This window comes from Streptococcus mitis (genome assembly GCF_965111725.1).
Lineage (GTDB): Bacteria > Bacillota > Bacilli > Lactobacillales > Streptococcaceae > Streptococcus > Streptococcus mitis_DV.
On record NZ_OZ217341.1, the window covers coordinates 695834 to 718290 of the forward strand.

At 40.5% G+C, this 22457-nt stretch carries 23 protein-coding genes; 21 read left to right on the top strand and 2 right to left on the bottom strand.

What is annotated here, in order from left to right; genetic code table 11:
- Positions 1-5: 5 nt before the first annotated feature.
- From murC to ACLV7Q_RS03665, 15 genes are all read left to right on the top strand, one after another.
- Positions 6-1340 (top strand): UDP-N-acetylmuramate--L-alanine ligase, encoded by a 1335-nt coding sequence (murC, locus tag ACLV7Q_RS03595; protein ID WP_218757872.1) that lies wholly within the window; start codon positions 6-8, stop codon positions 1338-1340.
- 9 nt (positions 1341-1349) lie between these two features.
- A complete protein-coding gene (locus tag ACLV7Q_RS03600) occupies positions 1350-1811 on the top strand; it encodes a GNAT family N-acetyltransferase (RefSeq protein WP_218757873.1) in 462 nt (153 codons plus the stop codon).
- Entirely contained in the window at positions 1808-2356 is a 549-nt protein-coding gene (locus ACLV7Q_RS03605; protein WP_225904747.1) for a GNAT family N-acetyltransferase, read from the top strand. The genes ACLV7Q_RS03600 and ACLV7Q_RS03605 overlap by 4 nt, the downstream gene beginning before the upstream one ends.
- 178 nt (positions 2357-2534) lie before the next feature.
- Positions 2535-4190 (top strand): endolytic transglycosylase MltG, encoded by a 1656-nt coding sequence (gene mltG / locus ACLV7Q_RS03610; protein WP_218757874.1) that lies wholly within the window; start codon positions 2535-2537, stop codon positions 4188-4190.
- 70 nt (positions 4191-4260) lie between these two features.
- Positions 4261-4743, top strand: coding sequence for a transcription elongation factor GreA (gene greA / locus ACLV7Q_RS03615; RefSeq protein WP_000818760.1), 483 nt, complete (start codon positions 4261-4263; stop codon positions 4741-4743).
- Between the two features lie 74 nt (positions 4744-4817).
- Positions 4818-6179: an amino acid permease gene (locus ACLV7Q_RS03620; RefSeq protein WP_023938452.1), complete on the top strand. Its 1362-nt coding sequence runs from the start codon at positions 4818-4820 to the stop codon at positions 6177-6179.
- Positions 6180-6279: 100 nt separating this feature from the next.
- Entirely contained in the window at positions 6280-6690 is a 411-nt protein-coding gene (locus tag ACLV7Q_RS03625; RefSeq protein ID WP_218757875.1) for a GNAT family N-acetyltransferase, read from the top strand.
- Between the two features lie 440 nt (positions 6691-7130).
- Positions 7131-7331 (top strand): F0F1 ATP synthase subunit C, encoded by a 201-nt coding sequence (locus tag ACLV7Q_RS03630; protein ID WP_175880936.1) that lies wholly within the window; start codon positions 7131-7133, stop codon positions 7329-7331.
- A gap of 34 nt (positions 7332-7365) precedes the next feature.
- Positions 7366-8082 (top strand): F0F1 ATP synthase subunit A, encoded by a 717-nt coding sequence (gene atpB / locus ACLV7Q_RS03635; RefSeq protein ID WP_218757876.1) that lies wholly within the window; start codon positions 7366-7368, stop codon positions 8080-8082.
- A gap of 13 nt (positions 8083-8095) precedes the next feature.
- A complete protein-coding gene (gene atpF / locus ACLV7Q_RS03640) occupies positions 8096-8590 on the top strand; it encodes a F0F1 ATP synthase subunit B (RefSeq protein ID WP_176138903.1) in 495 nt (164 codons plus the stop codon).
- A complete protein-coding gene (locus ACLV7Q_RS03645) occupies positions 8590-9126 on the top strand; it encodes a F0F1 ATP synthase subunit delta (protein WP_218757877.1) in 537 nt (178 codons plus the stop codon). Before atpF ends, ACLV7Q_RS03645 begins: the two co-directional genes overlap by 1 nt.
- A 14-nt stretch (positions 9127-9140) precedes the next feature.
- Positions 9141-10646, top strand: coding sequence for a F0F1 ATP synthase subunit alpha (atpA, locus tag ACLV7Q_RS03650; protein ID WP_000996629.1), 1506 nt, complete (start codon positions 9141-9143; stop codon positions 10644-10646).
- Between the two features lie 15 nt (positions 10647-10661).
- Positions 10662-11540, top strand: coding sequence for a F0F1 ATP synthase subunit gamma (locus tag ACLV7Q_RS03655; protein ID WP_000301223.1), 879 nt, complete (start codon positions 10662-10664; stop codon positions 11538-11540).
- A gap of 85 nt (positions 11541-11625) precedes the next feature.
- Positions 11626-13032, top strand: a complete 1407-nt coding sequence (gene atpD / locus ACLV7Q_RS03660) for a F0F1 ATP synthase subunit beta (RefSeq protein WP_000094362.1) — start codon at positions 11626-11628, stop codon at positions 13030-13032.
- A 10-nt stretch (positions 13033-13042) separates the two neighbouring features.
- On the top strand, positions 13043-13462 hold the full coding sequence (locus tag ACLV7Q_RS03665) for a F0F1 ATP synthase subunit epsilon (protein WP_000068041.1): 420 nt from the start codon (positions 13043-13045) through the stop codon (positions 13460-13462).
- Between the two features lie 196 nt (positions 13463-13658).
- Here ACLV7Q_RS03665 and ACLV7Q_RS03670 read toward each other — a convergent pair whose 3' ends face one another.
- Positions 13659-14672, bottom strand: a complete 1014-nt coding sequence (locus ACLV7Q_RS03670) for a lactonase family protein (protein WP_218757878.1) — start codon at positions 14670-14672, stop codon at positions 13659-13661.
- A gap of 196 nt (positions 14673-14868) precedes the next feature.
- Between ACLV7Q_RS03670 and ACLV7Q_RS03675 the strand changes: the two genes are divergently transcribed.
- The 6 genes from ACLV7Q_RS03675 (at position 14869) to ACLV7Q_RS03700 (ending at position 21728) form a co-directional block, all read left to right on the top strand.
- Positions 14869-16845 carry a peptide ABC transporter substrate-binding protein gene (locus ACLV7Q_RS03675; RefSeq protein WP_218757879.1) on the top strand — a complete coding sequence of 659 codons (1977 nt, stop codon included), beginning with the start codon at positions 14869-14871 and terminating at the stop codon, positions 16843-16845.
- A 223-nt stretch (positions 16846-17068) separates the two neighbouring features.
- Positions 17069-18235: an AI-2E family transporter gene (locus ACLV7Q_RS03680; RefSeq protein WP_218757880.1), complete on the top strand. Its 1167-nt coding sequence runs from the start codon at positions 17069-17071 to the stop codon at positions 18233-18235.
- A complete protein-coding gene (locus ACLV7Q_RS03685) occupies positions 18225-19454 on the top strand; it encodes a tetratricopeptide repeat protein (protein ID WP_218757881.1) in 1230 nt (409 codons plus the stop codon). Before ACLV7Q_RS03680 ends, ACLV7Q_RS03685 begins: the two co-directional genes overlap by 11 nt.
- A 144-nt stretch (positions 19455-19598) precedes the next feature.
- On the top strand, positions 19599-20240 hold the full coding sequence (locus ACLV7Q_RS03690) for an amino acid ABC transporter permease (protein WP_031222863.1): 642 nt from the start codon (positions 19599-19601) through the stop codon (positions 20238-20240).
- Positions 20241-20249: 9 nt separating this feature from the next.
- Positions 20250-20879 (top strand): amino acid ABC transporter ATP-binding protein, encoded by a 630-nt coding sequence (locus ACLV7Q_RS03695; protein ID WP_218757882.1) that lies wholly within the window; start codon positions 20250-20252, stop codon positions 20877-20879.
- 12 nt (positions 20880-20891) lie between these two features.
- Positions 20892-21728, top strand: coding sequence for an amino acid ABC transporter substrate-binding protein (locus tag ACLV7Q_RS03700; protein ID WP_218757883.1), 837 nt, complete (start codon positions 20892-20894; stop codon positions 21726-21728).
- Positions 21729-22005: 277 nt separating this feature from the next.
- On the opposite strand, the gene ACLV7Q_RS03705 is transcribed toward ACLV7Q_RS03700, so the two are convergent.
- Positions 22006-22353 (bottom strand): thioredoxin, encoded by a 348-nt coding sequence (locus ACLV7Q_RS03705; RefSeq protein ID WP_218757884.1) that lies wholly within the window; start codon positions 22351-22353, stop codon positions 22006-22008.
- Between the last annotated feature and the right edge of the window lie 104 nt (positions 22354-22457).

Genomic DNA, 22457 nt, shown 5'->3' on the forward strand with positions numbered 1-22457 from the left:
AAAACATGCCAAAGACATATCATTTTATCGGAATTAAGGGATCAGGGATGAGTGCCTTAGCCTTGATGTTGCACCAAATGGGGCATAAGGTACAGGGATCAGATGTTGAAAAGTACTACTTTACTCAACGTGGTCTTGAGCAGGCAGGCATTACCATTCTTCCTTTTGATGAAAAGAACCTAGACGGTGATATGGAAATTATCGCTGGAAATGCCTTTCGTCCAGATAATAACGTCGAAATTGCCTATGCAGACCAAAATGGTATCAGCTACAAACGTTACCATGAGTTCCTAGGTAGCTTTATGCGTGACTTTGTTAGCATGGGAGTAGCAGGAGCACATGGAAAAACTTCAACGACAGGTATGTTGTCTCATGTCTTGTCTCACATCACAGATACTAGCTTCTTGATTGGGGATGGGACAGGTCGTGGTTCGGCCAATGCCAAATATTTTGTCTTTGAATCTGACGAATATGAGCGCCACTTTATGCCTTACCACCCAGAATACTCTATTATCACCAACATTGACTTTGACCATCCAGACTATTTCACAAGTCTCGAGGATGTTTTCAATGCCTTTAACGACTATGCCAAACAAATTACCAAGGGTCTTTTTGTCTATGGTGAAGATGCAGAATTGCGTAAGATTACATCCAATGCTCCGATTTATTATTATGGTTTTGAAGCAGAAGGCAATGACTTTGTAGCTAGCGATCTTCTTCCTTCAACAACTGGTTCAACCTTCACAGTTCATTTCCGTGGACAAGACTTGGGGCAATTCCACATTCCAACCTTTGGTCGTCACAATATCATGAATGCGACAGCCGTTATTGGTCTTCTTTACACAGCAGGATTTGATTTGAACTTGGTGCGTGAGCACCTGAAAACGTTTGCCGGTGTTAAGCGTCGTTTCACTGAGAAAATTGTCAATGATACAGTGATTATCGATGACTTTGCCCACCATCCAACAGAAATTATTGCGACCTTGGATGCGGCTCGTCAGAAATACCCAAGCAAGGAAATTGTAGCAGTCTTCCAACCGCATACCTTTACAAGAACCATTGCCTTGTTAGATGATTTTGCTCATGCTTTAAACCAAGCGGATGCTGTTTATCTAGCGCAAATTTATGGGTCAGCTCGTGAAGTGGACCATGGTGATGTCAAGGTAGAAGACCTAGCCAAAAAAATCAACAAAAAACACCAAGTGATCACTGTTGAAAATGTTTCTCCACTCCTTGACCATGACAATGCTGTCTATGTCTTTATGGGAGCAGGAGATATCCAAACCTATGAATACTCATTTGAGCGTCTCTTGTCAAACTTGACAAGCAATGTTCAATAGGTTATTCTCATGGAAATTCCAATTAAGATTATTCAGGCAAGCAAGTCTGATTTGGCTGAGATAGAGGCACTTCAAACTTCGTCTTTTCCAGCTGAAAAGCAGCAACCTTCCCATATCTTAGAAGAAAGTATCCGTAAGTGTGCGGATACCTTTCTTCTAGCTAGGGATGAAAATCAACTTTTAGGCTATATTCTATCAAGTCCCCAGTCAGACAATCCGCAATGTCTAAAAGTACATTCTTTAGTCATTGAGTCTGACCATCAGAGACAGGGCTTGGGAACACTTCTTCTTGCAGCCTTGAAAGAGGTGGCAGTAAAGCTGGAGTACAAAGGGATTCGTTTGGAGAGTCCTTCTGAGCTGCTTTCCTATTTTGAAATGAACGGTTTTATTGATGAAGAAACTTCTCTTTATGAAACTAGCCAGAGTTTTAGTATGATTTGGTTTAATCCCTTTTATCTGGAGGCACAATGAAAATCAGACAAGCAAGATTAGAAGATTTGGATCGTATCGTCGAGATTGAACTAGAGAATTTCTCGGTTGAAGAAGCCATTCCTCGATCTGTCTTTGAGGCACATTTGCGAGAAATTCAGACCTCTTTTCTGGTTGCGGAAAAAGAAGGAAGAATCATGGGTTATATAGAAGGGCCAGTTGGACCACACCGCCATCTGCAAGACCAGTCCTTTACAGAAGACATAAAAGACTATAGTCATGAGACTGGTGGCTATATCTCTGTGACCTGTCTCTCTATTGCCAAGGAAGCACAGGGAATAGGACTGGGTCAGAAATTGCTAACAGCCTTGAAAGAAGTTGCTCTTGAAGATGAGAGAGAAGGCATTAACCTAACCTGTCATGACTATCTCATCGCCTACTATGAAAAAAACGGATTTGTTAATGAAGGCCTGTCCCAGTCAACCTTTGCAGGGGAAACGTGGTATGATATGGTCTGGGAAGCTAATACTCTTCGAAAATCAAATTCAAACCACGTCAGCGTCGCCTTACCGTATATATGTGACTGACTTCGTCAGTCTTATCTACAACCTCAAAACAGTGTTTTGAGCAACCTGCGGCTAGCTTCCTAGTTTGCTCTTTGATTTTCATTGAGTATAAAAAATAAGCCAGGAAAAGTATCATAGGTTGCTTTTCTTTGACTTTTAAGATATAATATTATGGATTGTCAACAAGGAGGAAAAACTTTTGAGTGAAAAGTCAAGAGAAGAAGAGAAATTAAGCTTTAAAGAGCAGATTCTGAGAGATTTAGAAAAAGTAAAAGGCTATGATGAAGTTCTGAAAGAAGATAAGGCAGTAGTTCGCACTCCTGCAAATGAACCTTCAGCTGAAGAACTCATGGCTGATTCCTTGTCAACGGTAGAGGAGATTATGAGAAAAGCTCCTGCTGCGCCTACTCACCCAAGCCAAGATGTACCAGCTTCTCCAGCAGATGAGATTCAAAGAGAAACTCCTGGTGTTCCAAGTCATCCAAGTCAAGATGTACCTTCTTCTCCAGCGGAAGAAAGTGGATCAAGACCAGGTCCAGGTCCTGTTAGACCTAAGAAATTTGAAAGAGAATACAATGAAACCCCAACAAGGGTAGCTGTTTCCTATAAGACAGCAGAGAAAAAAGCAGAACAAGCAGGTCCAGAAACACCTACGCCTGCTACAGAAACAGTGGATATCATCAGCGATACACCACGTCGTAGCCGTAGAGAAGGAGCAAAACCCGTTAAGCCTAAGAAAGAGAAGAAGTCACATGTGAAAGCCTTTGTGATTTCATTCCTTGTATTCCTTGCCTTGCTCTCAGCAGGTGGTTACTTTGGTTACCAGTACGTGCTAGATTCTTTGTTACCTATTGATGCTAATTCTAAGAAATATGTGACGGTTGGAATTCCAGAAGGTTCAAACGTTCAAGAAATCGGTACGACGCTTGAAAAAGCTGGTTTGGTAAAGCATGGTCTGATTTTTAGCTTTTATGCCAAGTATAAAAATTATACCGATTTGAAAGCAGGTTACTACAATTTGCAAAAGAGTATGAGTACAGAAGACTTACTCAAAGAGTTGCAAAAAGGTGGAACAGCTGAACCGCAAGAACCTGTACTTGCGACTTTGACAATTCCAGAAGGTTATACCTTGGATCAGATTGCTCAAGCTGTGGGTCAATTGCAAGGTGACTTCAAAGAGCCTTTGACAGCGGATGCTTTCCTAGCAAAAGTTCAAGATGAGACGTTTATCAGTCAAGAAGTTGCCAAATATCCGAGTCTACTTGAAAGCTTGCCTACAAAGGAAAGTGGGGCTCGTTATCGTTTGGAAGGATACCTTTTCCCAGCTACTTACTCTATCAAAGAAAGCACAACTGTTGAAAGCTTGATTGATGAGATGTTGGCGGCTATGGATAAGAACCTATCTCCTTACTATAGTACTATCAAATCTAAAAACTTGACTGTCAATGAGTTGTTGACCATTGCTTCCTTGGTCGAAAAAGAAGGTGCCAAGACAGAAGATCGTAAGCTCATTGCCGGTGTATTCTACAATCGTTTGAATCGTGATATGCCACTTCAAAGTAATATTGCAATCTTGTATGCCCAAGGAAAACTGGGGCAAAATATCAGCCTAGCTGAGGATGTTGCGATTGATACCAACATTGATTCACCTTATAATGTTTATAAAAATGTAGGTCTCATGCCTGGTCCAGTCGATAGTCCAAGTCTGGATGCGATTGAGTCAAGCATCAATCAAACTAAGAGCGATAACCTCTACTTTGTAGCAGATGTCACAGAAGGCAAGGTCTACTATGCTAACAATCAAGAAGACCACGACCGCAATGTCGCTGAACATGTCAACAGCAAATTAAACTAAACAAACTAAAATTATGTGATACTTCACATAATTTTCTTTCGAAAATATCATCAGAAGAAAGTTGAGAAAAATGGCAGAAAAAACATATCCTATGACCCTTGAGGAAAAGGAAAAACTTGAAAAAGAATTAGAAGAATTGAAATTGGTTCGTCGACCAGAAGTGGTAGAACGCATTAAGATTGCCCGTTCATACGGTGACCTTTCTGAAAATAGTGAGTACGAAGCAGCTAAGGATGAACAAGCCTTTGTTGAAGGACAAATCTCTAGCTTGGAAACAAAAATCCGCTATGCTGAAATCGTCAATAGCGACGCAGTTGCTCAGGACGAAGTAGCGATTGGTAAAACAGTCACCATCCAAGAAATTGGTGAGGACGAAGAAGAAGTTTATATTATCGTAGGTTCAGCTGGTGCGGATGCCTTTGCAGGTAAAGTTTCAAATGAAAGCCCAATTGGACAAGCCTTGATCGGCAAGAAAACAGGTGACACAGCAACCATTGAAACACCTGTTGGTAGCTATGATGTAAAAATCTTGAAGGTTGAAAAAACAGCCTAAAAACAGAAAAAGGAGTGGGGAGGCTGTGCGCTTCACTCACTCCTTTTTCCATTTTAAATTGAATTGGAGACGATATGAGTTCAAAGAAAAAAAATAAGATGGAGCGTGGTCTGACCAATCGTCATGTGCAGGTTATGGCCATCGCTGGAACAATCGGAACAGGACTCTTTTTGGGAGCAGGTCGCTCTATTAGCCTAACAGGTCCTTCCATTGTACTGATTTATATGATTACAGGGGCTTTCATGTTCCTCATGATGCGTGCGGTTGGGGAAATGCTCTACCAAGACCCTGAGCAACATACCTTTATCAACTTTATCACACGCCATTTGGGTAAGGGCTGGGGCTATTTCTCAGTATGGTCTTACTGGTTATCTGTTGTCTTTATCGGTATGGCGGAAATCACTGCTATCGCACATTATGTGCAATTTTGGTTTCCAACTTGGCCGAGTTGGATGATTGAGATTGGATTTTTGACTATTCTAGCCTTGGTCAACCTAATCGCGGTGAAGCTCTTTGGAGAAGTTGAGTTTTGGTTTGCGATGGTCAAGATTGTGGCTATTTTAGCCATGATTGCAACAGGAGTCTTTATGGTCTTGACAGGCTTTAAGACACCTCATGGAGTAGCAAGTTTGGCCAATATTGCCGACAATTTCTCTCTCTTTCCAAATGGTGGAGTGAACTTTGTCATGGCCTTTCAGATGGTTTTCTTCGCCTACCTTATGATTGAGTTTATCGGGGTAACGACTTCAGAAACAAAAAATCCACGTCAGGTCTTGCCAAAAGCCGTTAAGGAAATTCCTTTGCGTATCGCCTTTTTCTACGGTGGTGCCCTCTTAGCCATTATGGCTATCATTCCTTGGCGTGAGCTTGCTTCTGCTGATTCTCCCTTTGTTACGGTATTTGAATTGGCCGGTGTCAAGTGGGCGGCAGCCTTGATTAACTTCGTCGTTTTGACCTCAGCAGCATCTGCTCTTAACTCAACCCTTTATTCAACAGGGCGTCATTTGTATCAGATTGCTCATGATTCGCCAAATCGCTTCCTAAAGGCTATTAAAGCAGATACTCTTTCTCGTCACAATGTACCACAAAATGCCATCATTGCCTCAGCGATTTTGATTGCCCTAGCAGCCTTTATCAACGTCTTGCCAGGTGTTTCAGATGCCTTTGCCTTGATTACGGCATCATCATCTGGTGTCTATATTGCCATTTATATCTTGATTATGGTGGCTCACCTTAAATACCGCAAGTCACCAGACTTTATGGCAGATGGCTATCTCATGCCCCATTATCGTTTCTTAAATCCTTTAACCATGCTCTTCTTTGCCTTTGTCTTTGTAACCCTCTTTTTACAAGAGTCTACCTTTGTAGGAGCAATCGGCTCAGCTATCTGGATTATCGGTTTTGGGATTTACAGCCAGTGGAAATTTAGAAAATAGATTAAAGACTCATCAACTCAGGTTGGTGGGTTTTTGCTAGTTTGACAGTCTTTTGAAATAAGACTATAATCAAGTTGTAACAGTGTTTGAGGAGGTTTGGATGTACTTTAGATTGGAAAATAAGGAATCCCAGAAAGCACAAGAAATTGGGAATTTGATTCGTGCTTATAATCGTTCAAAAAGAGAAGAGGCTGAAAGTGAGCCACTTAATCTTTATGTAGAAGATGAAAAGGGCAATCTCCTGGCAGGTTTGATAGCAGAGACTTTTGGAAATTGGCTAGAAATCGAGTATTTATTTGTAAAAGAGGAATTGAGAGGGCAAGGAATCGGTTCAAGACTATTGCAGCAAGCAGAAACTGAAGCTAAGAATCGTAACTGTCGTTTTGCTTTTGTCAATACTTACCAGTTTCAGGCTCCAGATTTTTATAAAAGGCATGGCTACAAGGAAGTCTTTACCTTACAAGACTATTCCTACATTGGGCAAAGATATTATTACCAAAAGGATTTGTAAGGAGAATATGGAGGTGGACTGATGGATATGAGTAACTATCGATAAATACCAGTTAAATCCTACAACTTGTGTCTTTCTGGGCAATATTGGGTACAATGCAATGGCAGTTGAGAAATTGGGAATCAAGTCCTATCAGGTTAAGAAAAGAAGCGATGCCGTCGATATTTTGAAATCCTATATTTAAACTTAACACTCTCTATTTTTTTAAATTGACCTTAATCCGAGATTCCCCTCTCGGATTTTGTGTTGCTTTCATTAAATTTACAGGTAAGACTTGCTAGCTTCAGTAAATATACACAAGCTTTTCAGAATAGAGTGAAATACGAAAGAAAATGGAAGTAATTTTCATTAAACGCTTCCAATGTGCAAAAAAAGTTGACAAATCGAAATTTTAGGACTACACTAAGTAAGTAAGTTTTAATTCAAAAGGAGAATTTATCATGAATTTAACATTTTTTGGTCTATGTCTTGCCTGTATGGGTGTATCCCTTGCGGAAGGCTTTTTGATGAACGGTTTGCTTAAATCTGCAGCTCGCCAGCCAGATATTATTTCTGAATTGCGTAGCTTGATGATTATGGGGATTGCCTTTATTGAAGGAACGTTCTTGGTTACCCTCGTCTTTTCATTCATCATCAAATAGACAAACGGAACGAGAAGAAAAGGGAGGATTTTAGATGGAAGAAAGTATTACTCCAACCATCTCTATTGGTCCTGTTACCTTTGATTTGACCATGTTAGCCATGACCTTGTTGATTGTGGGAGTTATTTTTGTCTTTATTTATTGGGCGAGTCGCAATATGGCTTTGAAACCCAAAGGAAAGCAAAATGTACTTGAGTATTTCTATGACTTTGTTATTGGATTTACAGAACCTAACATTGGTAAAAGCTACATGAAAGACTACTCGCTCTTTTTCCTTTGTCTATTTCTGTTTATGGTACTGGCAAATAACCTCGGTTTGATGGCTAAGATACAGTCTACAGATGGAACCAATCTTTGGACATCTCCAACTGCAAATTTACAGTATGACTTAGCCTTATCATTCGGCATTATTTTATTGACACACATCGAGGGTATTCGTCGTCGTGGGATTAAAAAATATCTAAAAGCCTATATCACACCTGGCTTTATGACTCCCATGAACATCTTAGAAGAGTTTACCAACTTTTTATCACTTGCCTTGCGGGTGTTCGGAAATATTTTTGCAGGAGAGGTGATGGCTAGTTTGCTGATCACTCTATCTCATCAAGCTCTATATTGGTATCCAGTTGCTTTTGGTGCTAACTTGGCTTGGACAGCCTTTTCTGTCTTTATTTCCTGCATCCAAGCCTATGTGTTTACCATGTTGTCTTCTATGTACCTAGGAAATAAGATAAATGATGGAGAAGAGTAGAAAGGAGTAACTGATGCACGTTACAGTAGGTGAATTGATTGGTAACTTTATTTTAATCGCTGGCTCTTTTATTCTTTTGCTAGTCTTGATTAAAAAATTTGCATGGTCTAATATTACAGGCATTTTTGAAGAAAGAGCTGAAAAAATCGCTACTGATATTGACAGTGCTGAACAGGCACGTCAAAAAGCAGAAGCCTTAGCTCAGAAACGTGAAGATGAATTGGCAGGCAGTCGCAAAGAAGCCAAGACAATCATTGAAAATGCAAAGGAAACAGCTGAGCAAAGTAAGGCTAGTATCTTAGCAGATGCTAAACTAGAAGCAGGACGCTTAAAAGAAAAAGCAAACCAAGAAATTGCTCAAAACAAAGCAGAAGCTTTACAAAGCGTTAAGGGTGAGGTTGCAGATTTGACCATCAGCTTAGCTGGTAAAATCATCTCACAAAACCTTGATGGTCATGCCCATAAAGCACTCATTGATCAGTATATCGATCAGCTAGGAGAAGCTTAATGGACAAGAAAACAGTAAAGGTAATTGAAAAATACAGCATGCCTTTTGTCCAATTGGTACTTGAAAAAGGAGAAGAAGACCGTATCTTTTCAGACTTGACTCAAATCAAGCAAGTTGCTGAAGAAACAGGTCTACCTTCTTTTTTAAAACAAGTGGCAGTAGACGAGTCTGACAAGGAAAAAACGATTGCTTTTTTCCAAGACTCTGTGTCACCTTTAATACAAAACTTTATCCAGGTTCTAGTCTACAATCACAGAGCAAATCTTTTCTATGATGTGCTTGTAGATTGCTTGAACCGACTTGAAAAAGAAACAAATCGATTTGAAGTGACGATTACGTCAGCTCATCCTTTAACAGATGAACAAAAGAGTCGCTTGCTCCCTTTGATTGAGAAAAAAATGTCTCTGAAAGTACGGAGTGTAAAAGAACAAATCGATGAAAGTCTCATTGGTGGTTTTGTCATTTTTGCCAATCACAAGACAATTGATGTGAGTATTAAACAACAACTTAAAGTTGTTAAAGAAAATTTGAAATAGAAAGTGGTGTTCTTTTGGCAATTAACGCACAAGAAATCAGCGCTTTAATTAAGCAACAAATTGAAAATTTCAAACCCAATTTTGATGTGACTGAAACAGGTGTTGTAACCTATATCGGGGATGGTATCGCGCGTGCTCACGGCCTTGAAAATGCCATGAGTGGAGAGTTGTTGATCTTTGAAAACGGCTCTTATGGTATGGCTCAAAACTTGGAGTCAACAGACGTTGGTATTATCATCCTAGGTGACTTTACAGATATCCGTGAAGGCGATACAATCCGCCGTACAGGTAAAATCATGGAAGTCCCAGTAGGTGAAAGTCTTATTGGTCGTGTTGTGGATCCGCTTGGTCGTCCAGTTGATGGTCTTGGAGAAATCCACACTGATAAAACTCGTCCAGTAGAAGCGCCAGCTCCTGGTGTTATGCAACGTAAGTCAGTCTCAGAACCATTGCAAACTGGTTTGAAAGCTATTGACGCCCTTGTACCGATTGGTCGTGGTCAACGTGAGTTGATTATCGGTGACCGTCAGACAGGGAAAACAACCATTGCGATTGATACAATCTTGAACCAAAAAGGTCAAGATATGATCTGTATCTATGTTGCGATCGGACAAAAAGAATCAACAGTTCGTACGCAAGTAGAAACACTACGTCAGTACGGTGCCTTGGACTACACAATCGTTGTGACAGCCTCTGCTTCACAACCATCTCCATTGCTTTTCCTAGCTCCTTATGCTGGGGTTGCCATGGCAGAAGAATTTATGTACCAAGGGAAACATGTTTTGATTGTTTATGATGATTTATCAAAACAAGCGGTAGCTTATCGTGAACTGTCACTCTTGCTTCGTCGTCCTCCAGGTCGTGAAGCCTTCCCAGGGGATGTTTTCTATCTTCACAGCCGTTTGCTTGAGCGCTCAGCTAAAGTTTCTGATGAGCTTGGTGGTGGTTCAATTACAGCCCTACCATTTATCGAGACACAAGCAGGAGATATCTCAGCCTATATCGCAACCAACGTGATTTCTATCACTGATGGACAAATCTTCCTTGGTGATGGTCTTTTCAATGCGGGTATTCGTCCAGCCATTGATGCGGGTTCATCTGTATCTCGTGTAGGTGGTTCTGCACAAATCAAAGCCATGAAGAAGGTTGCTGGTACACTTCGTATCGACCTTGCTTCATACCGTGAGTTGGAAGCCTTCACTAAGTTTGGTTCTGACTTGGATGCGGCAACACAGGCTAAGTTGAACCGCGGTCGTCGTACAGTTGAGGTCTTGAAACAACCTGTTCACAAACCATTACCTGTTGAGAAACAAGTAACCATTCTTTATGCTTTGACACATGGTTTCTTGGATACTGTTCCAGTAGATGACATTGTTCGTTTCGAGGAAGAGTTCCATGCCTTCTTTGACGCTCAACATCCAGAGATTTTGGAAACCATTCGTGATACAAAAGACTTGCCAGAAGAAGCAGTCTTGGATGCTGCGATTACAGAGTTTCTCAATCAAACCAGCTTCCAATAAGAATAGAGGTGTCAGATGGCAGTATCTCTAAATGATATTAAAACAAAAATCGCCTCAACAAAAAATACGAGTCAAATCACTAATGCCATGCAAATGGTATCAGCTGCTAAGCTAGGTCGCTCTGAAGAAGCTGCTCGCAACTTTCAAGTTTACGCTCAGAAGGTTCGCAAACTTTTGACAGATATTCTTCATGGTAATGGAGCTGGTGGTTCAACTAATCCCATGTTGATTAGTCGTCCAGTTAAGAAGACAGGCTATATCGTCATTACTTCAGACCGCGGTTTGGTTGGAGGTTATAATTCCTCTATTTTGAAAGCCGTTATGGAGTTGAAGGAAGAATACCACCCAGACGGTACAGGTTTTGAAATGATCTGTATCGGTGGAATGGGAGCTGATTTCTTTAAGGCCCGTGGTATTCAACCACTTTATGAACTACGTGGCTTGGCAGACCAACCTAGCTTTGATCAAGTTCGTAAGATTATTTCAAAAACTGTTGAAATGTACCAAAATGAACTTTTTGATGAGCTTTATGTTTGTTACAACCACCATGTCAATACCTTGACAAGCCAGATGCGTGTGGAACAAATGCTCCCAATTGTGGATTTGGATCCAAATGAAGCGGATGAAGAATATAGCTTGACTTTTGAATTGGAAACCAGCCGAGAAGAAATTTTGGAGCAGTTGTTGCCTCAATTTGCAGAAAGTATGATTTACGGTGCTATTATCGATGCTAAGACAGCTGAAAATGCTGCTGGTATGACAGCCATGCAAACAGCGACAGATAATGCTAAGAAAGTCATCAATGATTTGACAATTCAGTATAACCGTGCCAGACAGGCGGCGATTACACAAGAAATTACAGAAATCGTAGCAGGAGCTAGTGCCTTAGAATAGGCTCTAGTCCAGCTCGTATGAAAATGAACTTAGGACCTAGTTAAGCTAGGAACCGACAGTATCTTATATAGAATAGGAGAAGGAGATGAGTTCAGGTAAAATTGCTCAGGTTATCGGTCCCGTTGTAGACGTCTTGTTTGCAGCAGGGGAAAAACTTCCTGAGATTAACAATGCACTTGTCGTCTACAAAAATGACGAAAGAAAAACAAAAATCGTCCTTGAAGTAGCCTTGGAGTTGGGAGATGGTATGGTTCGTACTATCGCCATGGAATCAACAGATGGGTTGACTCGTGGAATGGAAGTATTGGACACAGGTCGTCCAATCTCTGTACCAGTAGGTAAAGAAACTTTGGGACGTGTCTTCAACGTTTTGGGAGATACCATTGACTTGGAAGCTCCTTTTACAGAAGACGCAGAGCGCCAGCCAATTCATAAAAAAGCTCCAACTTTTGATGAGTTGTCTACCTCTTCTGAAATCCTTGAAACAGGGATTAAGGTTATCGACCTTCTTGCCCCTTACCTTAAAGGTGGTAAAGTTGGACTCTTCGGTGGTGCCGGAGTTGGTAAAACCGTCTTAATCCAAGAATTGATTCACAACATTGCCCAAGAACATGGTGGTATTTCAGTATTTACCGGTGTTGGGGAACGTACTCGTGAGGGGAACGACCTTTACTGGGAAATGAAAGAATCAGGCGTTATCGAGAAAACAGCCATGGTATTTGGTCAGATGAATGAGCCACCAGGAGCACGTATGCGTGTTGCCCTTACTGGTTTGACAATCGCTGAATACTTCCGTGATGTAGAAGGCCAAGACGTGCTTCTCTTTATCGATAATATCTTCCGTTTCACTCAGGCTGGTTCAGAAGTATCTGCCCTTTTGGGTCGTATGCCATCAGCCGTTGGTTACCAACCAACCCTTGCTACGGAAATGGGTCAATTGCAAGAGCGTATCACATCAACCAAGAAGGGTTCTGTAACCTCTATTCAGGCTATCTATGTGCCAGCGGATGACTATACTGACCCTGCGCCAGCAACAGCCTTCGCTCACTTGGATTCTACTACAAACTTGGAACGTAAGTTGGTACAATTGGGTATTTATCCAGCCGTTGACCCACTTGCTTCAAGCTCACGTGCCTTGGCACCTGAAATCGTTGGAGAAGAGCACTATGCAGTTGCTGCAGAAGTAAAACGTGTCCTCCAACGTTACCATGAATTGCAAGATATCATTGCTATCCTTGGTATGGATGAGCTTTCTGATGAAGAAAAGACCTTGGTTGCTCGCGCCCGTCGTATCCAGTTCTTCTTGTCACAAAACTTCAACGTTGCGGAACAATTTACTGGTCAGCCAGGTTCTTATGTTCCAGTTACTGAAACGGTACGTGGCTTTAAGGAAATCCTTGATGGTAAATACGACCACTTGCCAGAAGATGCTTTCCGTGGTGTAGGTTCTATCGAAGATGTGATTGCAAAAGCTGAAAAAATGGGATTTTAAGAGGTGATCTATGGCTCAGTTAACTGTCCAGATCGTGACACCAGATGGTCTCGTCTATGATCACCATGCCAGCTATGTATCGGTTCGAACTCTGGATGGTGAGATGGGGATCTTGCCACGACATGAAAATATGATTGCGGTTTTAGCAGTTGATGAAGTAAAGGTGAAACGTATTGATGACGAAGATCACGTGAACTGGATTGCAGTAAATGGCGGTGTTATTGAAATTGCCAATGATATGATCACAATCGTCGCTGACTCTGCAGAACGTGCTCGTGATATCGATATCAGTCGTGCAGAACGTGCTAAACTTCGTGCAGAACGTGCAATTGAAGAAGCACAAGACAAACACTTGATTGACCAAGAACGTCGTGCGAAGATTGCACTGCAACGTGCCATTAACCGTATAAATGTCGGAAATAGACTATAAGAAAAAAATGAACTTGAGTTACCAAGTTCATTTTTTATGGTGTTTTATACTCAATAAAAATCAAAAAGCAAACTAGGAAGCTAGCTACAGGTTGCTCAAAACACAGTTTTGAGGTTGTGGATAGAACTGACGAAGTCAGTAACCATACCTACGGTAAGGCGACGTTGACGTGGTTTGAAGAGATTTTTGAAGAGTATTAAGGAGCAAAACGGATGCAGACTGCTTCGGGAACATGGAAGTCGTTGGAGAGTTCTGCTAGACGACCATTGTCACAATTACGTTTAAAGACAGTGGCATTGTCAGAGTCTTGGTGGACAGCAATGAGAAATTTTTGGTCTGGTGTCAAATCAAAATCACGTGGGGTCTGACCATGTGTTGGAACGATTTCTAATAACTCTAAGCTACCGTCCGCAAGGATGGTATATACTGCGATAGAATCATGGCCACGGTTAGAAGCGTAGAGGTATTTACCGTCTTTAGAGAGACGAATAGCAGCGGTTCCATTAAAGCCTTCGTAAGCTTCTGGTAAAGTTGAAATCACCTGCATACGTTCAAATTCGCCAACGCCATCGTAGATTAAAACCTCGATAGTACTATTGAGTTCACAAATCAGATAAGCGATTTTATAGTGGTTATGGAAAACGATATGGCGTGAGCCTGCTCCTGGCTGGCTGTGATAGGTGTAGAGCTTAGATAATTTTCCTTCTTGGTCAAGGTCATAAGTGATGACTTGGTCAGTTCCCAAGTCGCAGGTCACTAGATAGTGGTCAGGTGTTAAATCTGTATAGTGAACATGAGGAGATGCTTGATTTTCATGTGGACCTTGGCCACTGTGTTGATCTACATCACTAAGTAAAAGACTCCCATCCTCCTGACGTTTATAAACAAGGACCTGTCCCTTGTGATAGTTGGCTGCATAGACCAAATTACGCTTTTCATCGACAGCAACATAACAGTGGGGAGCTCCTTTTTCAACGACGTGATTTAATAAAGTTCCGTCAGTTTGATAGGCTGCAATTCCCCCCTTATCGTCTTGACTACCAACGGTGTATAAATGTTGGTGCTGGTCAAAGGCAAGGTAGGTTGGACTTGGCTCAGCTGCAAAAAGTTCTAGGTTTGAAAGCTGACCAGTTTCTGTATCAAAGTCAGCCTTGTAAATCCCTTGGGAAGTACGACGTGTATAAGTTCCAAAATAAACAGTTTCTTTCATAACGTTACCTCTATATAAAGATAAGACTATTATATCACAAAAACAAGCCAATTAAAGACATCCAATTAGATGTAAGCACTTTAAAAAATAATTGATTGGTTTTTTAAAAAATATAATAATATTGAGATTGTTTTCCTTACTTTTCTTCTTAAAAGTGCTATAATGAATTTATAAAATGTTTAAAGGAGTCCTTACTATGAAAAAACGAGTTTTTCTAGCAGCTGGTGTAGCTATACTCTCGACGGCTATGCTAGCAGCGTGTTCAACAGGTGGTAAAGATGCTACTAAACCTGTTACCTATACCTATGTCTTCTCTACAGATCCTACGACTCTGGATTATACAGTTTCTGGTAACAAGAGTACAAAACAGGTCACAGGGAACGTTATTGACGGTCTACTTGAAAATGACCAATATGGGAATCTGATTCCATCAGTTGCAGAAGATTGGACTGTTTCAAAAGATGGTTTGACCTATACCTATAAAATCCGTCAGGGTGTCAAATGGTATACCAATGAAGGCGAAGAGTATGGTGAAGTCAAAGCTCAGGACTTTGTAACTGGTCTGAAGCACGCAGCTGATAAAAAATCACAGGCTCTTTATCTGGTTCAAGACTCGGTTCAAGGTTTGGACGATTATGTCAATGGGAAAACAACAGATTTCTCTACTGTTGGTGTAAAAGCGACAGATGATTATACGGTTGTTTACACTTTGAATCATCCAGAATCTTTCTGGAATTCTAAGACAACAATGGGCGTTCTTGCCCCAATTAGCGAGGACTTTTTGGCTTCAAAAGGAGATGACTTTGGGAAGGCGACTGATGTAACAAGCATTCTTTATAATGGTGCCTATCTCCTCAAGGGATTGACATCTAAATCTTCCATTGAGATGACCAAAAATCAAAACTATTGGGATAAGCAAAATGTCTTTATTGATGATATTAAATTGTCTTTCTTTGATGGTCAGGATGCCGATTCTCTTGGACGTGGCTTTGATGAAGGACATTATCCAGCGGCACCTCTCTTTAAAAATTCTGCCAACTATGAACGTCTAAAAGAAAAGTACAAGGATAATATTGTATATGGTCAACAAAGAGGTGGCGTATTCTATATGTCTACTAATATTGATCGTGTAGCTTATAACCATACTGCTAAAACAAGTGATGTGGAAAAATCATCCACTAAAAAGGCTTTGTTGAATAAAGATTTCCGTCAATCCTTGGCTTTCGCTGCAGATCGTACTGCTGCAGTATCTCAAGTATTTGGGGACGAAGTGGCACCTCGTAAATTACGTACAAGTTTTACCCCTCCAACATTTGTCCAAGTTGGGGAGCAGTCGTTTGGGCAAGTAGCTAAGGCAGAACTGGATAAGTTGGATAGTGCTTGGAAAGACGTGAGTCTTGATGATGCACAAGATTCACTTCATAATGTAGACAAGGCTAAAGCTAAATTTGAAGTTGCTAAGAAAACACTTCAAGCCGATGGAGTACAGTTCCCCGTTCATTTAGACCTTCCAGTTTCCTCTACTCAGACAGATTTTATTCGTCAAGCCCAATCTTATAAACAATCCATTGAGGAAGCCTTAGGCTCTGAAAATATAGTGATTGACATTCAACAAGTTTCTGATGATGAATTGGGAAATATGACAGTATTTGCAACATCAACTGACAATATTGATTGGGATATCAATGTAAATAGTGGTTGGAGTCCTGATTATGCAGATCCATCAACCTATTTAGATGTATTTGATCCAACATCTGGCCCAACTCTTCTAGGAGCACTTGGTGTAGCACCAGGTACAGATAATCCGGCAATCAAATCTGTTGGTTTAGATAAGTTTAAAGAGTTAATTACGGATGCTAGTGGTGAGAAAACAGATCTGCAAAAACGTTATTCTAAATATGCTAAAGCTCAAGCTTGGTTAACAGATAGTGCCTTGGTTATTCCTGTATACTCAGATGGTGCCCAAATGCTAATAACGAAGAAAGTTCCAGGTAGCGGTGCAGATGGTTGGGTAGGTGATAAGACAAGTGAACACAGCTACAAGTACCAAAAATTACAAGACAAGATTGTCACTTCTAAAGAAATGGATGACTTCCGCAAGAAATTTGCTGATGAAAAAGCCAAATCAAATGCTGATTATCAGAAGAACTTAGACCGTCATATTCAAGAATAATTGAATCTCCTCTTTTGAGGGGATTTTTTATATCGCTGTCTCCATGTAATACTCAATGAAAATCAAAGAGCAAACTAGGAAGCTAGCCGCAGGCTGTACTTGAGTACGGCAAGGCGAAGCTGACGTGGTTTGAATTTGATTTTCGAAGAGTATAAGCACTTAAAAAAAGAGTTATTTTACTTCAAAAATGGTATAATGAGAGAACGATAGAAAGGAAGTATTTATGGAGCAAAAAGAGAAACATTTTAGCCTATCTTGGTTTTTTAAGTGGTTTTTAGATAACAAGGCCATTACGGTATTTTTAGTAACCTTATTATTGGGACTGAATTTTTTTATTTTAAGTAAGATTAGTTTTCTATTTTCACCTGTTTTAGACTTTTTAGCAGTTGTGATGTTGCCAGTCATTCTGTCTGGTTTGTTATATTATTTGTTGAATCCTATTGTTGATTGGATGGAGAAGCATAAGGTTAATCGTGTTATAGCTATCACTATTGTCTTTGTTATCATCGCTCTCTTTATCATTTGGGGCTTGGCAGTCGCCATTCCAAATCTGCAACGCCAGGTTTTGACCTTTGCAAGAAACGTTCCTGTTTACTTAGAAGATATAGATAGGGTTGTTAATGGATTGGTAGCCCAGCATCTGCCAGATGATTTCAGACCTCAGTTAGAGCAGGTTTTGACAAACTTCTCTAGTCAGGCTACAGTTTGGGCAAGTAAGGTTTCATCTCAGGCAGTCAACTGGGTGAGTGCCTTTATTAGCGGAGCTTCTCAAGTGATTGTTGCCTTGATTATCGTTCCTTTCATGCTCTTTTATCTCTTGCGTGATGGGAAAGGCCTGCGTAACTATTTGACCCAATTCATGCCAAGAAAATTGAAAGAACCTGTAGGACAAGTTTTATCAGATGTGAATCAACAGTTGTCCAACTATGTTCGGGGGCAAGTGACAGTGGCTATTATTGTAGCAGTAATGTTTATGATCTTCTTCAAGATTATTGGTCTACGCTATGCGGTTACGCTGGGTGTTACTGCTGGTATTTTAAATCTGGTTCCTTATCTTGGTAGCTTCCTAGCCATGCTTCCTGCCCTAGTTCTGGGCTTGATTGCTGGGCCAGTCATGCTTTTGAAAGTAGTGATTGTCTTTATCGTAGAACAAACGATTGAAGGCCGTTTTGTCTCTCCATTGATTTTGGGAAGTCAATTAAACATCCATCCCATTAATGTTCTCTTTGTTTTGTTAACTTCAGGCTCTATGTTTGGTATTTGGGGAGTTTTACTTGGTATTCCAGTTTATGCCTCTGCTAAGGTTGTCATTTCAGCCATTTTCGAATGGTATAAGGTAGTCAGTGGTCTATATGAATTAGAGGGAGAGGAAGTCAAGAGTGAACAATAGTCAACAGATGTTACAGGCTTTGGAAGAGCAAGATTTAGCCAAGGCTGAGCATTATTTCGCCGAAGCTTTAGAAAATGATCCAAGTGATCTTCTGTATGAGTTGGCAACTTATCTTGAAGGGATTGGTTTCTATCCTCAGGCCAAGGAAATTTACCTGAAAATCGTAGAGGATTTCCCAGAGCTTCATCTTAATCTAGCAGCTATTGCTAGCGAGGATGGTCAAATCGAGGAAGCCTTTGCCTATCTTGAAGAAATCCAAGCTGACAGTGACTGGTATGTTTCGGCTTTGCTTCTTAAGGCAGATCTTTACCAGCTGGAAGGTTTGACGGATGTGGCGCGTGAGAAATTGCTGGAGGCCTTGAGTTATTCAGAGGATCCTCTTTTGATATTGGGATTAGCAGAGTTGGATAGTGAGTTGGAAAATTACCAAGAGGCCATTCAAGGCTATGCCCAGTTAGATAATCGTACTATTTATGAGCAAACAGGCATTTCCACCTATCAACGAATTGGCTTTGCCTATGCTCAGTTAGGGAAATTTGAAACGGCCACAGAGTTTTTAGAAAAAGCCCTGGAGTTAGAATACGATGACCTAACAGCTTTTGAGTTGGCCAGTCTTTACTTTGATCAAGAAGAATACCAAAAAGCTGTCCTCTACTTTAAGCAACTTGATACCATTTCTCCTGACTTTGAAGGATATGAGTATGGGTATAGCCAGGCCTTGCATAAGGAACATCAAGTTCAAGAAGCCCTGCGTATCGCTAAGCAAGGCTTGGAGAAAAATCCCTTTGAAACTCGCCTCTTGCTAGCTGCTTCGCAATTCTCTTATGAATTACATGATGCTAATGGTGCAGAAAATTATCTCCTAACAGCTAAAGAAGACGCTGAGGATACGGAAGAAATCTTACTCCGTCTAGCAACTATTTATCTGGAGCAGGAGCGTTATGAGGATATTCTAAACTTACAGAGCGAGGAGCCAGAAAATCTCTTGACCAAGTGGATGATTGCTCGTTCCTATCAAGAAATGGAAGATTTAGATACCGCCTATGAGCATTACCAAGAATTAGTAGGAGATTTGAAGGACAATCCAGAGTTTCTGGAACACTATATCTATCTCTTACGTGAATTGGGACATTTTGAAGAAGCAAAAGTCTATGCTCACGCTTACTTAAAACTGGTTCCAGATGATGTGCAAATGCAAGAACTGTTTGAGAGATTGTAAGAATGTTTAAACATATAGAACTGTAGTTTATCTCTTTGATAGCTACGGTTTTTATTTGTATATGATAGAATTTTTTTGCAAAAATGGTTGGTTATTTTGTTTATTCATGCTATAATAGGAACAATTACTTTTAGGAGGTGCAGTATGTCTTATTTATTTGAGATATTACCGAGTTTACTGAATGGTGCGAGCACGACTGTACAGGTCTTTGCACTGGTCTTGCTATTTTCGATTCCTTTGGGCGTTTTGATTGCCTTTGCCTTGCAAGTCCATTGGAAGCCCCTCCATTATCTGATTAACATTTACATCTGGGTTATGCGTGGCACCCCCTTGCTCTTGCAATTGATTTTTATTTATTATGTGCTCCCAAGTATTGGGATTCGTTTAGATCGCCTTCCTGCTGCCATTATTGCCTTTGTTCTCAACTATGCAGCTTACTTTGCAGAAATTTTCCGTGGAGGAATTGACACTATTCCAAGAGGACAGTATGAGGCAGCCAAAGTCTTGAAGTTTAGTCCCTTTGCCACAGTGCGCTATATTATCTTGCCCCAAGTGACCAAGATCGTTCTTCCTAGTGTCTTTAATGAAGTTATGAGTTTGGTCAAGGATACTTCTTTGGTCTATGCTCTTGGAATTTCAGACCTTATCTTGGCTAGTCGAACAGCTGCCAACCGTGACGCCAGTCTGGTTCCCATGTTCTTGGCAGGAGCCATTTACTTGATTTTGATTGGGATTGTGACAATTATTTCCAAAAAAGTTGAGAAAAAGTACAGTTATTATAGATAGGAGGCTGCCATGTTAGAATTACGAAATATCAATAAGAAATTTGGAGATAAACAAATCTTGTCTGATTTCAGTCTAAGTATTCCTGAAAAGCAAATCCTGGCTATTGTTGGGCCTTCTGGTGGAGGTAAGACAACTCTCTTACGTATGCTTGCAGGTCTTGAAACCATTGATTCAGGGCAAATCTTTTATAATGGACAACCTTTAGAGCTGGATGAATTGGAGAAGCGGAATCTACTGGGATTTGTCTTCCAAGATTTTCAACTGTTCCCTCATTTATCAGTTCTGGACAATTTGACTTTATCGCCTGTGAAGACCATGGGGATGAAGCAGGAGGAGGCTGAGAAGAAGGCGCGTGGACTCTTGGAACAGTTAGGACTAGGAGGACACGCAGATGCCTATCCTTTCTCACTATCTGGTGGGCAAAAGCAGCGGGTGGCTTTGGCGCGTGCTATGATGATCGACCCAGAAATCATTGGCTACGATGAACCAACTTCTGCTCTGGATCCAGAATTGCGCTTGGAAGTGGAGAAGCTAATCTTGCAAAATAGGGAACTTGGGATGACACAGATTGTGGTAACCCACGATTTGCAGTTCGCGGAAAATATCGCAGATGTATTATTGAAAGTAGAACCTAAATAGGAGGAAAAATGGATGAAAAAATGGATGCTTGTATTAGTCAGTCTGATGACTGCTTTGTTCTTAGTAGCTTGTGGGAAAAATTCTAGCGAAACTAGTGGAGATAATTGGTCTAAGTACGAGTCTAACAAGTCTATTACTATTGGATTTGATAGTACTTTTGTTCCAATGGGATTTGCTCAGAAAGATGGTTCTTATGCAGGATTTGATATTGATTTAGCTACAGCTGTTTTTGAAAAATACGGAATTACGGTAAACTGGCAACCGATTGATTGGGATTTGAAAGAAGCTGAATTGACAAAAGGAACGATTGATCTGATTTGGAATGGCTATTCCGCTACAGACGAACGCCGTGAAAAGGTAGCTTTCAGTAACTCATATATGAAGAATGAGCAGGTATTGGTTACGAAGAAATCATCTGGTATCACGACTGCAAAGGATATGGCTGGAAAGACATTAGGAGCTCAAGCCGGTTCATCTGGTTATGCGGACTTTGAAGCAAACCCAGCGATTTTAAAGGATATTGTCGCTAATAAGGAAGCGAATCAATACCAAACCTTTAATGAAGCCTTGATTGATTTGAAAAATGATCGAATTGACGGTCTATTGATTGATCGTGTCTATGCAAACTATTATTTAGAAGCAGAAGGTGTTTTAAACGATTATAATGTCTTTACAGTTGGACTAGAAACAGAAGCTTTTGCGGTTGGAGCCCGTAAGGAAGATACAACCTTGGTTAAGAAGATAAATGAAGCTTTTTCTAGTCTTTACAAGGACGGAAAGTTCCAAGAAATCAGCCAAAAATGGTTTGGAGAAGATGTAGCAACCAAAGAAGTAAATGAAGGACAGTAAGATAAAATAGTGGCTGAGACTGCGTTTTGATTAGCAAAACGTAGTTTTTTTGTAGTCTAGGAAAACGATAATAGCGATTGAATCTGCATAATTGAATATGGAATAGCCCACTGTGATTTCTAAACCATTGTTAAAAATTGATTTGACTTACAAAATTAAAATGTTCTGTAATGAAATGCTGATGCAACTGTTTTAGGAACAATAAAACGCATAATATCAAGGTTTTTGCACCTTACATTATGCGTTTTTGTGATTTTAAGACTTGTTAGCTGATTTTTTACAATCCAGCAAAGTCCTTGATTTCTTGTGCTGACATTGAAGAGTCGCAACGGACGTTGATTTGTCCATCTGCAACGTGAACAAAGCCTGGTACAGTTGGAATTCCGTAGCGTGAGCGGAATGCTTGCAACTCATTGAGTTGGCTTGGTTCTTCACTATTGATGAAGTAGATGTGAGCTTTGGTTTCAGCTACGACATCTGCCAAAGTACCTGCAAATTTACGGCAGTAAGGGCAAGTTTTACGACCGATAAAGAAAGTGGCAGTTTCTTTTTTATCAAGAGCTTCTTGCGCACGCGCAACTGTAGTGACTTCAAGGTCTTTAATGTTATCTAAAAATTGTTCCATGAGATTACCTCGCTTTCATTGATAAGTCTAGTATGCCATAAAGTTTCTAAAATTGCTTAGATTTGATACGAAAAAAAGATGAGATTGGTTGGTCTCATCTTTTA

What these genes read in the sequence shown, in the direction of transcription:
- murC (WP_218757872.1), top strand. Translation starts at nt 6, where the DNA reads ATGCCAAAGACATATCATTTTATCGGAATTAAGGGATCAGGGATGAGT.
- ACLV7Q_RS03600 (WP_218757873.1), top strand. Translation starts at nt 1,350, where the DNA reads ATGGAAATTCCAATTAAGATTATTCAGGCAAGCAAGTCTGATTTGGCT.
- ACLV7Q_RS03605 (WP_225904747.1), top strand. Translation starts at nt 1,808, where the DNA reads ATGAAAATCAGACAAGCAAGATTAGAAGATTTGGATCGTATCGTCGAG.
- greA (WP_000818760.1), top strand. Translation starts at nt 4,261, where the DNA reads ATGGCAGAAAAAACATATCCTATGACCCTTGAGGAAAAGGAAAAACTT.
- ACLV7Q_RS03620 (WP_023938452.1), top strand. Translation starts at nt 4,818, where the DNA reads ATGAGTTCAAAGAAAAAAAATAAGATGGAGCGTGGTCTGACCAATCGT.
- ACLV7Q_RS03625 (WP_218757875.1), top strand. Translation starts at nt 6,280, where the DNA reads ATGTACTTTAGATTGGAAAATAAGGAATCCCAGAAAGCACAAGAAATT.
- ACLV7Q_RS03630 (WP_175880936.1), top strand. Translation starts at nt 7,131, where the DNA reads ATGAATTTAACATTTTTTGGTCTATGTCTTGCCTGTATGGGTGTATCC.
- atpB (WP_218757876.1), top strand. Translation starts at nt 7,366, where the DNA reads ATGGAAGAAAGTATTACTCCAACCATCTCTATTGGTCCTGTTACCTTT.
- atpF (WP_176138903.1), top strand. Translation starts at nt 8,096, where the DNA reads ATGCACGTTACAGTAGGTGAATTGATTGGTAACTTTATTTTAATCGCT.
- ACLV7Q_RS03645 (WP_218757877.1), top strand. Translation starts at nt 8,590, where the DNA reads ATGGACAAGAAAACAGTAAAGGTAATTGAAAAATACAGCATGCCTTTT.
- ACLV7Q_RS03655 (WP_000301223.1), top strand. Translation starts at nt 10,662, where the DNA reads ATGGCAGTATCTCTAAATGATATTAAAACAAAAATCGCCTCAACAAAA.
- atpD (WP_000094362.1), top strand. Translation starts at nt 11,626, where the DNA reads ATGAGTTCAGGTAAAATTGCTCAGGTTATCGGTCCCGTTGTAGACGTC.
- ACLV7Q_RS03665 (WP_000068041.1), top strand. Translation starts at nt 13,043, where the DNA reads ATGGCTCAGTTAACTGTCCAGATCGTGACACCAGATGGTCTCGTCTAT.
- ACLV7Q_RS03670 (WP_218757878.1), bottom strand. Translation starts at nt 14,672, where the DNA reads ATGAAAGAAACTGTTTATTTTGGAACTTATACACGTCGTACTTCCCAA.
- ACLV7Q_RS03675 (WP_218757879.1), top strand. Translation starts at nt 14,869, where the DNA reads ATGAAAAAACGAGTTTTTCTAGCAGCTGGTGTAGCTATACTCTCGACG.
- ACLV7Q_RS03680 (WP_218757880.1), top strand. Translation starts at nt 17,069, where the DNA reads ATGGAGCAAAAAGAGAAACATTTTAGCCTATCTTGGTTTTTTAAGTGG.
- ACLV7Q_RS03690 (WP_031222863.1), top strand. Translation starts at nt 19,599, where the DNA reads ATGTCTTATTTATTTGAGATATTACCGAGTTTACTGAATGGTGCGAGC.
- ACLV7Q_RS03695 (WP_218757882.1), top strand. Translation starts at nt 20,250, where the DNA reads ATGTTAGAATTACGAAATATCAATAAGAAATTTGGAGATAAACAAATC.
- ACLV7Q_RS03700 (WP_218757883.1), top strand. Translation starts at nt 20,892, where the DNA reads ATGAAAAAATGGATGCTTGTATTAGTCAGTCTGATGACTGCTTTGTTC.
- ACLV7Q_RS03705 (WP_218757884.1), bottom strand. Translation starts at nt 22,353, where the DNA reads ATGGAACAATTTTTAGATAACATTAAAGACCTTGAAGTCACTACAGTT.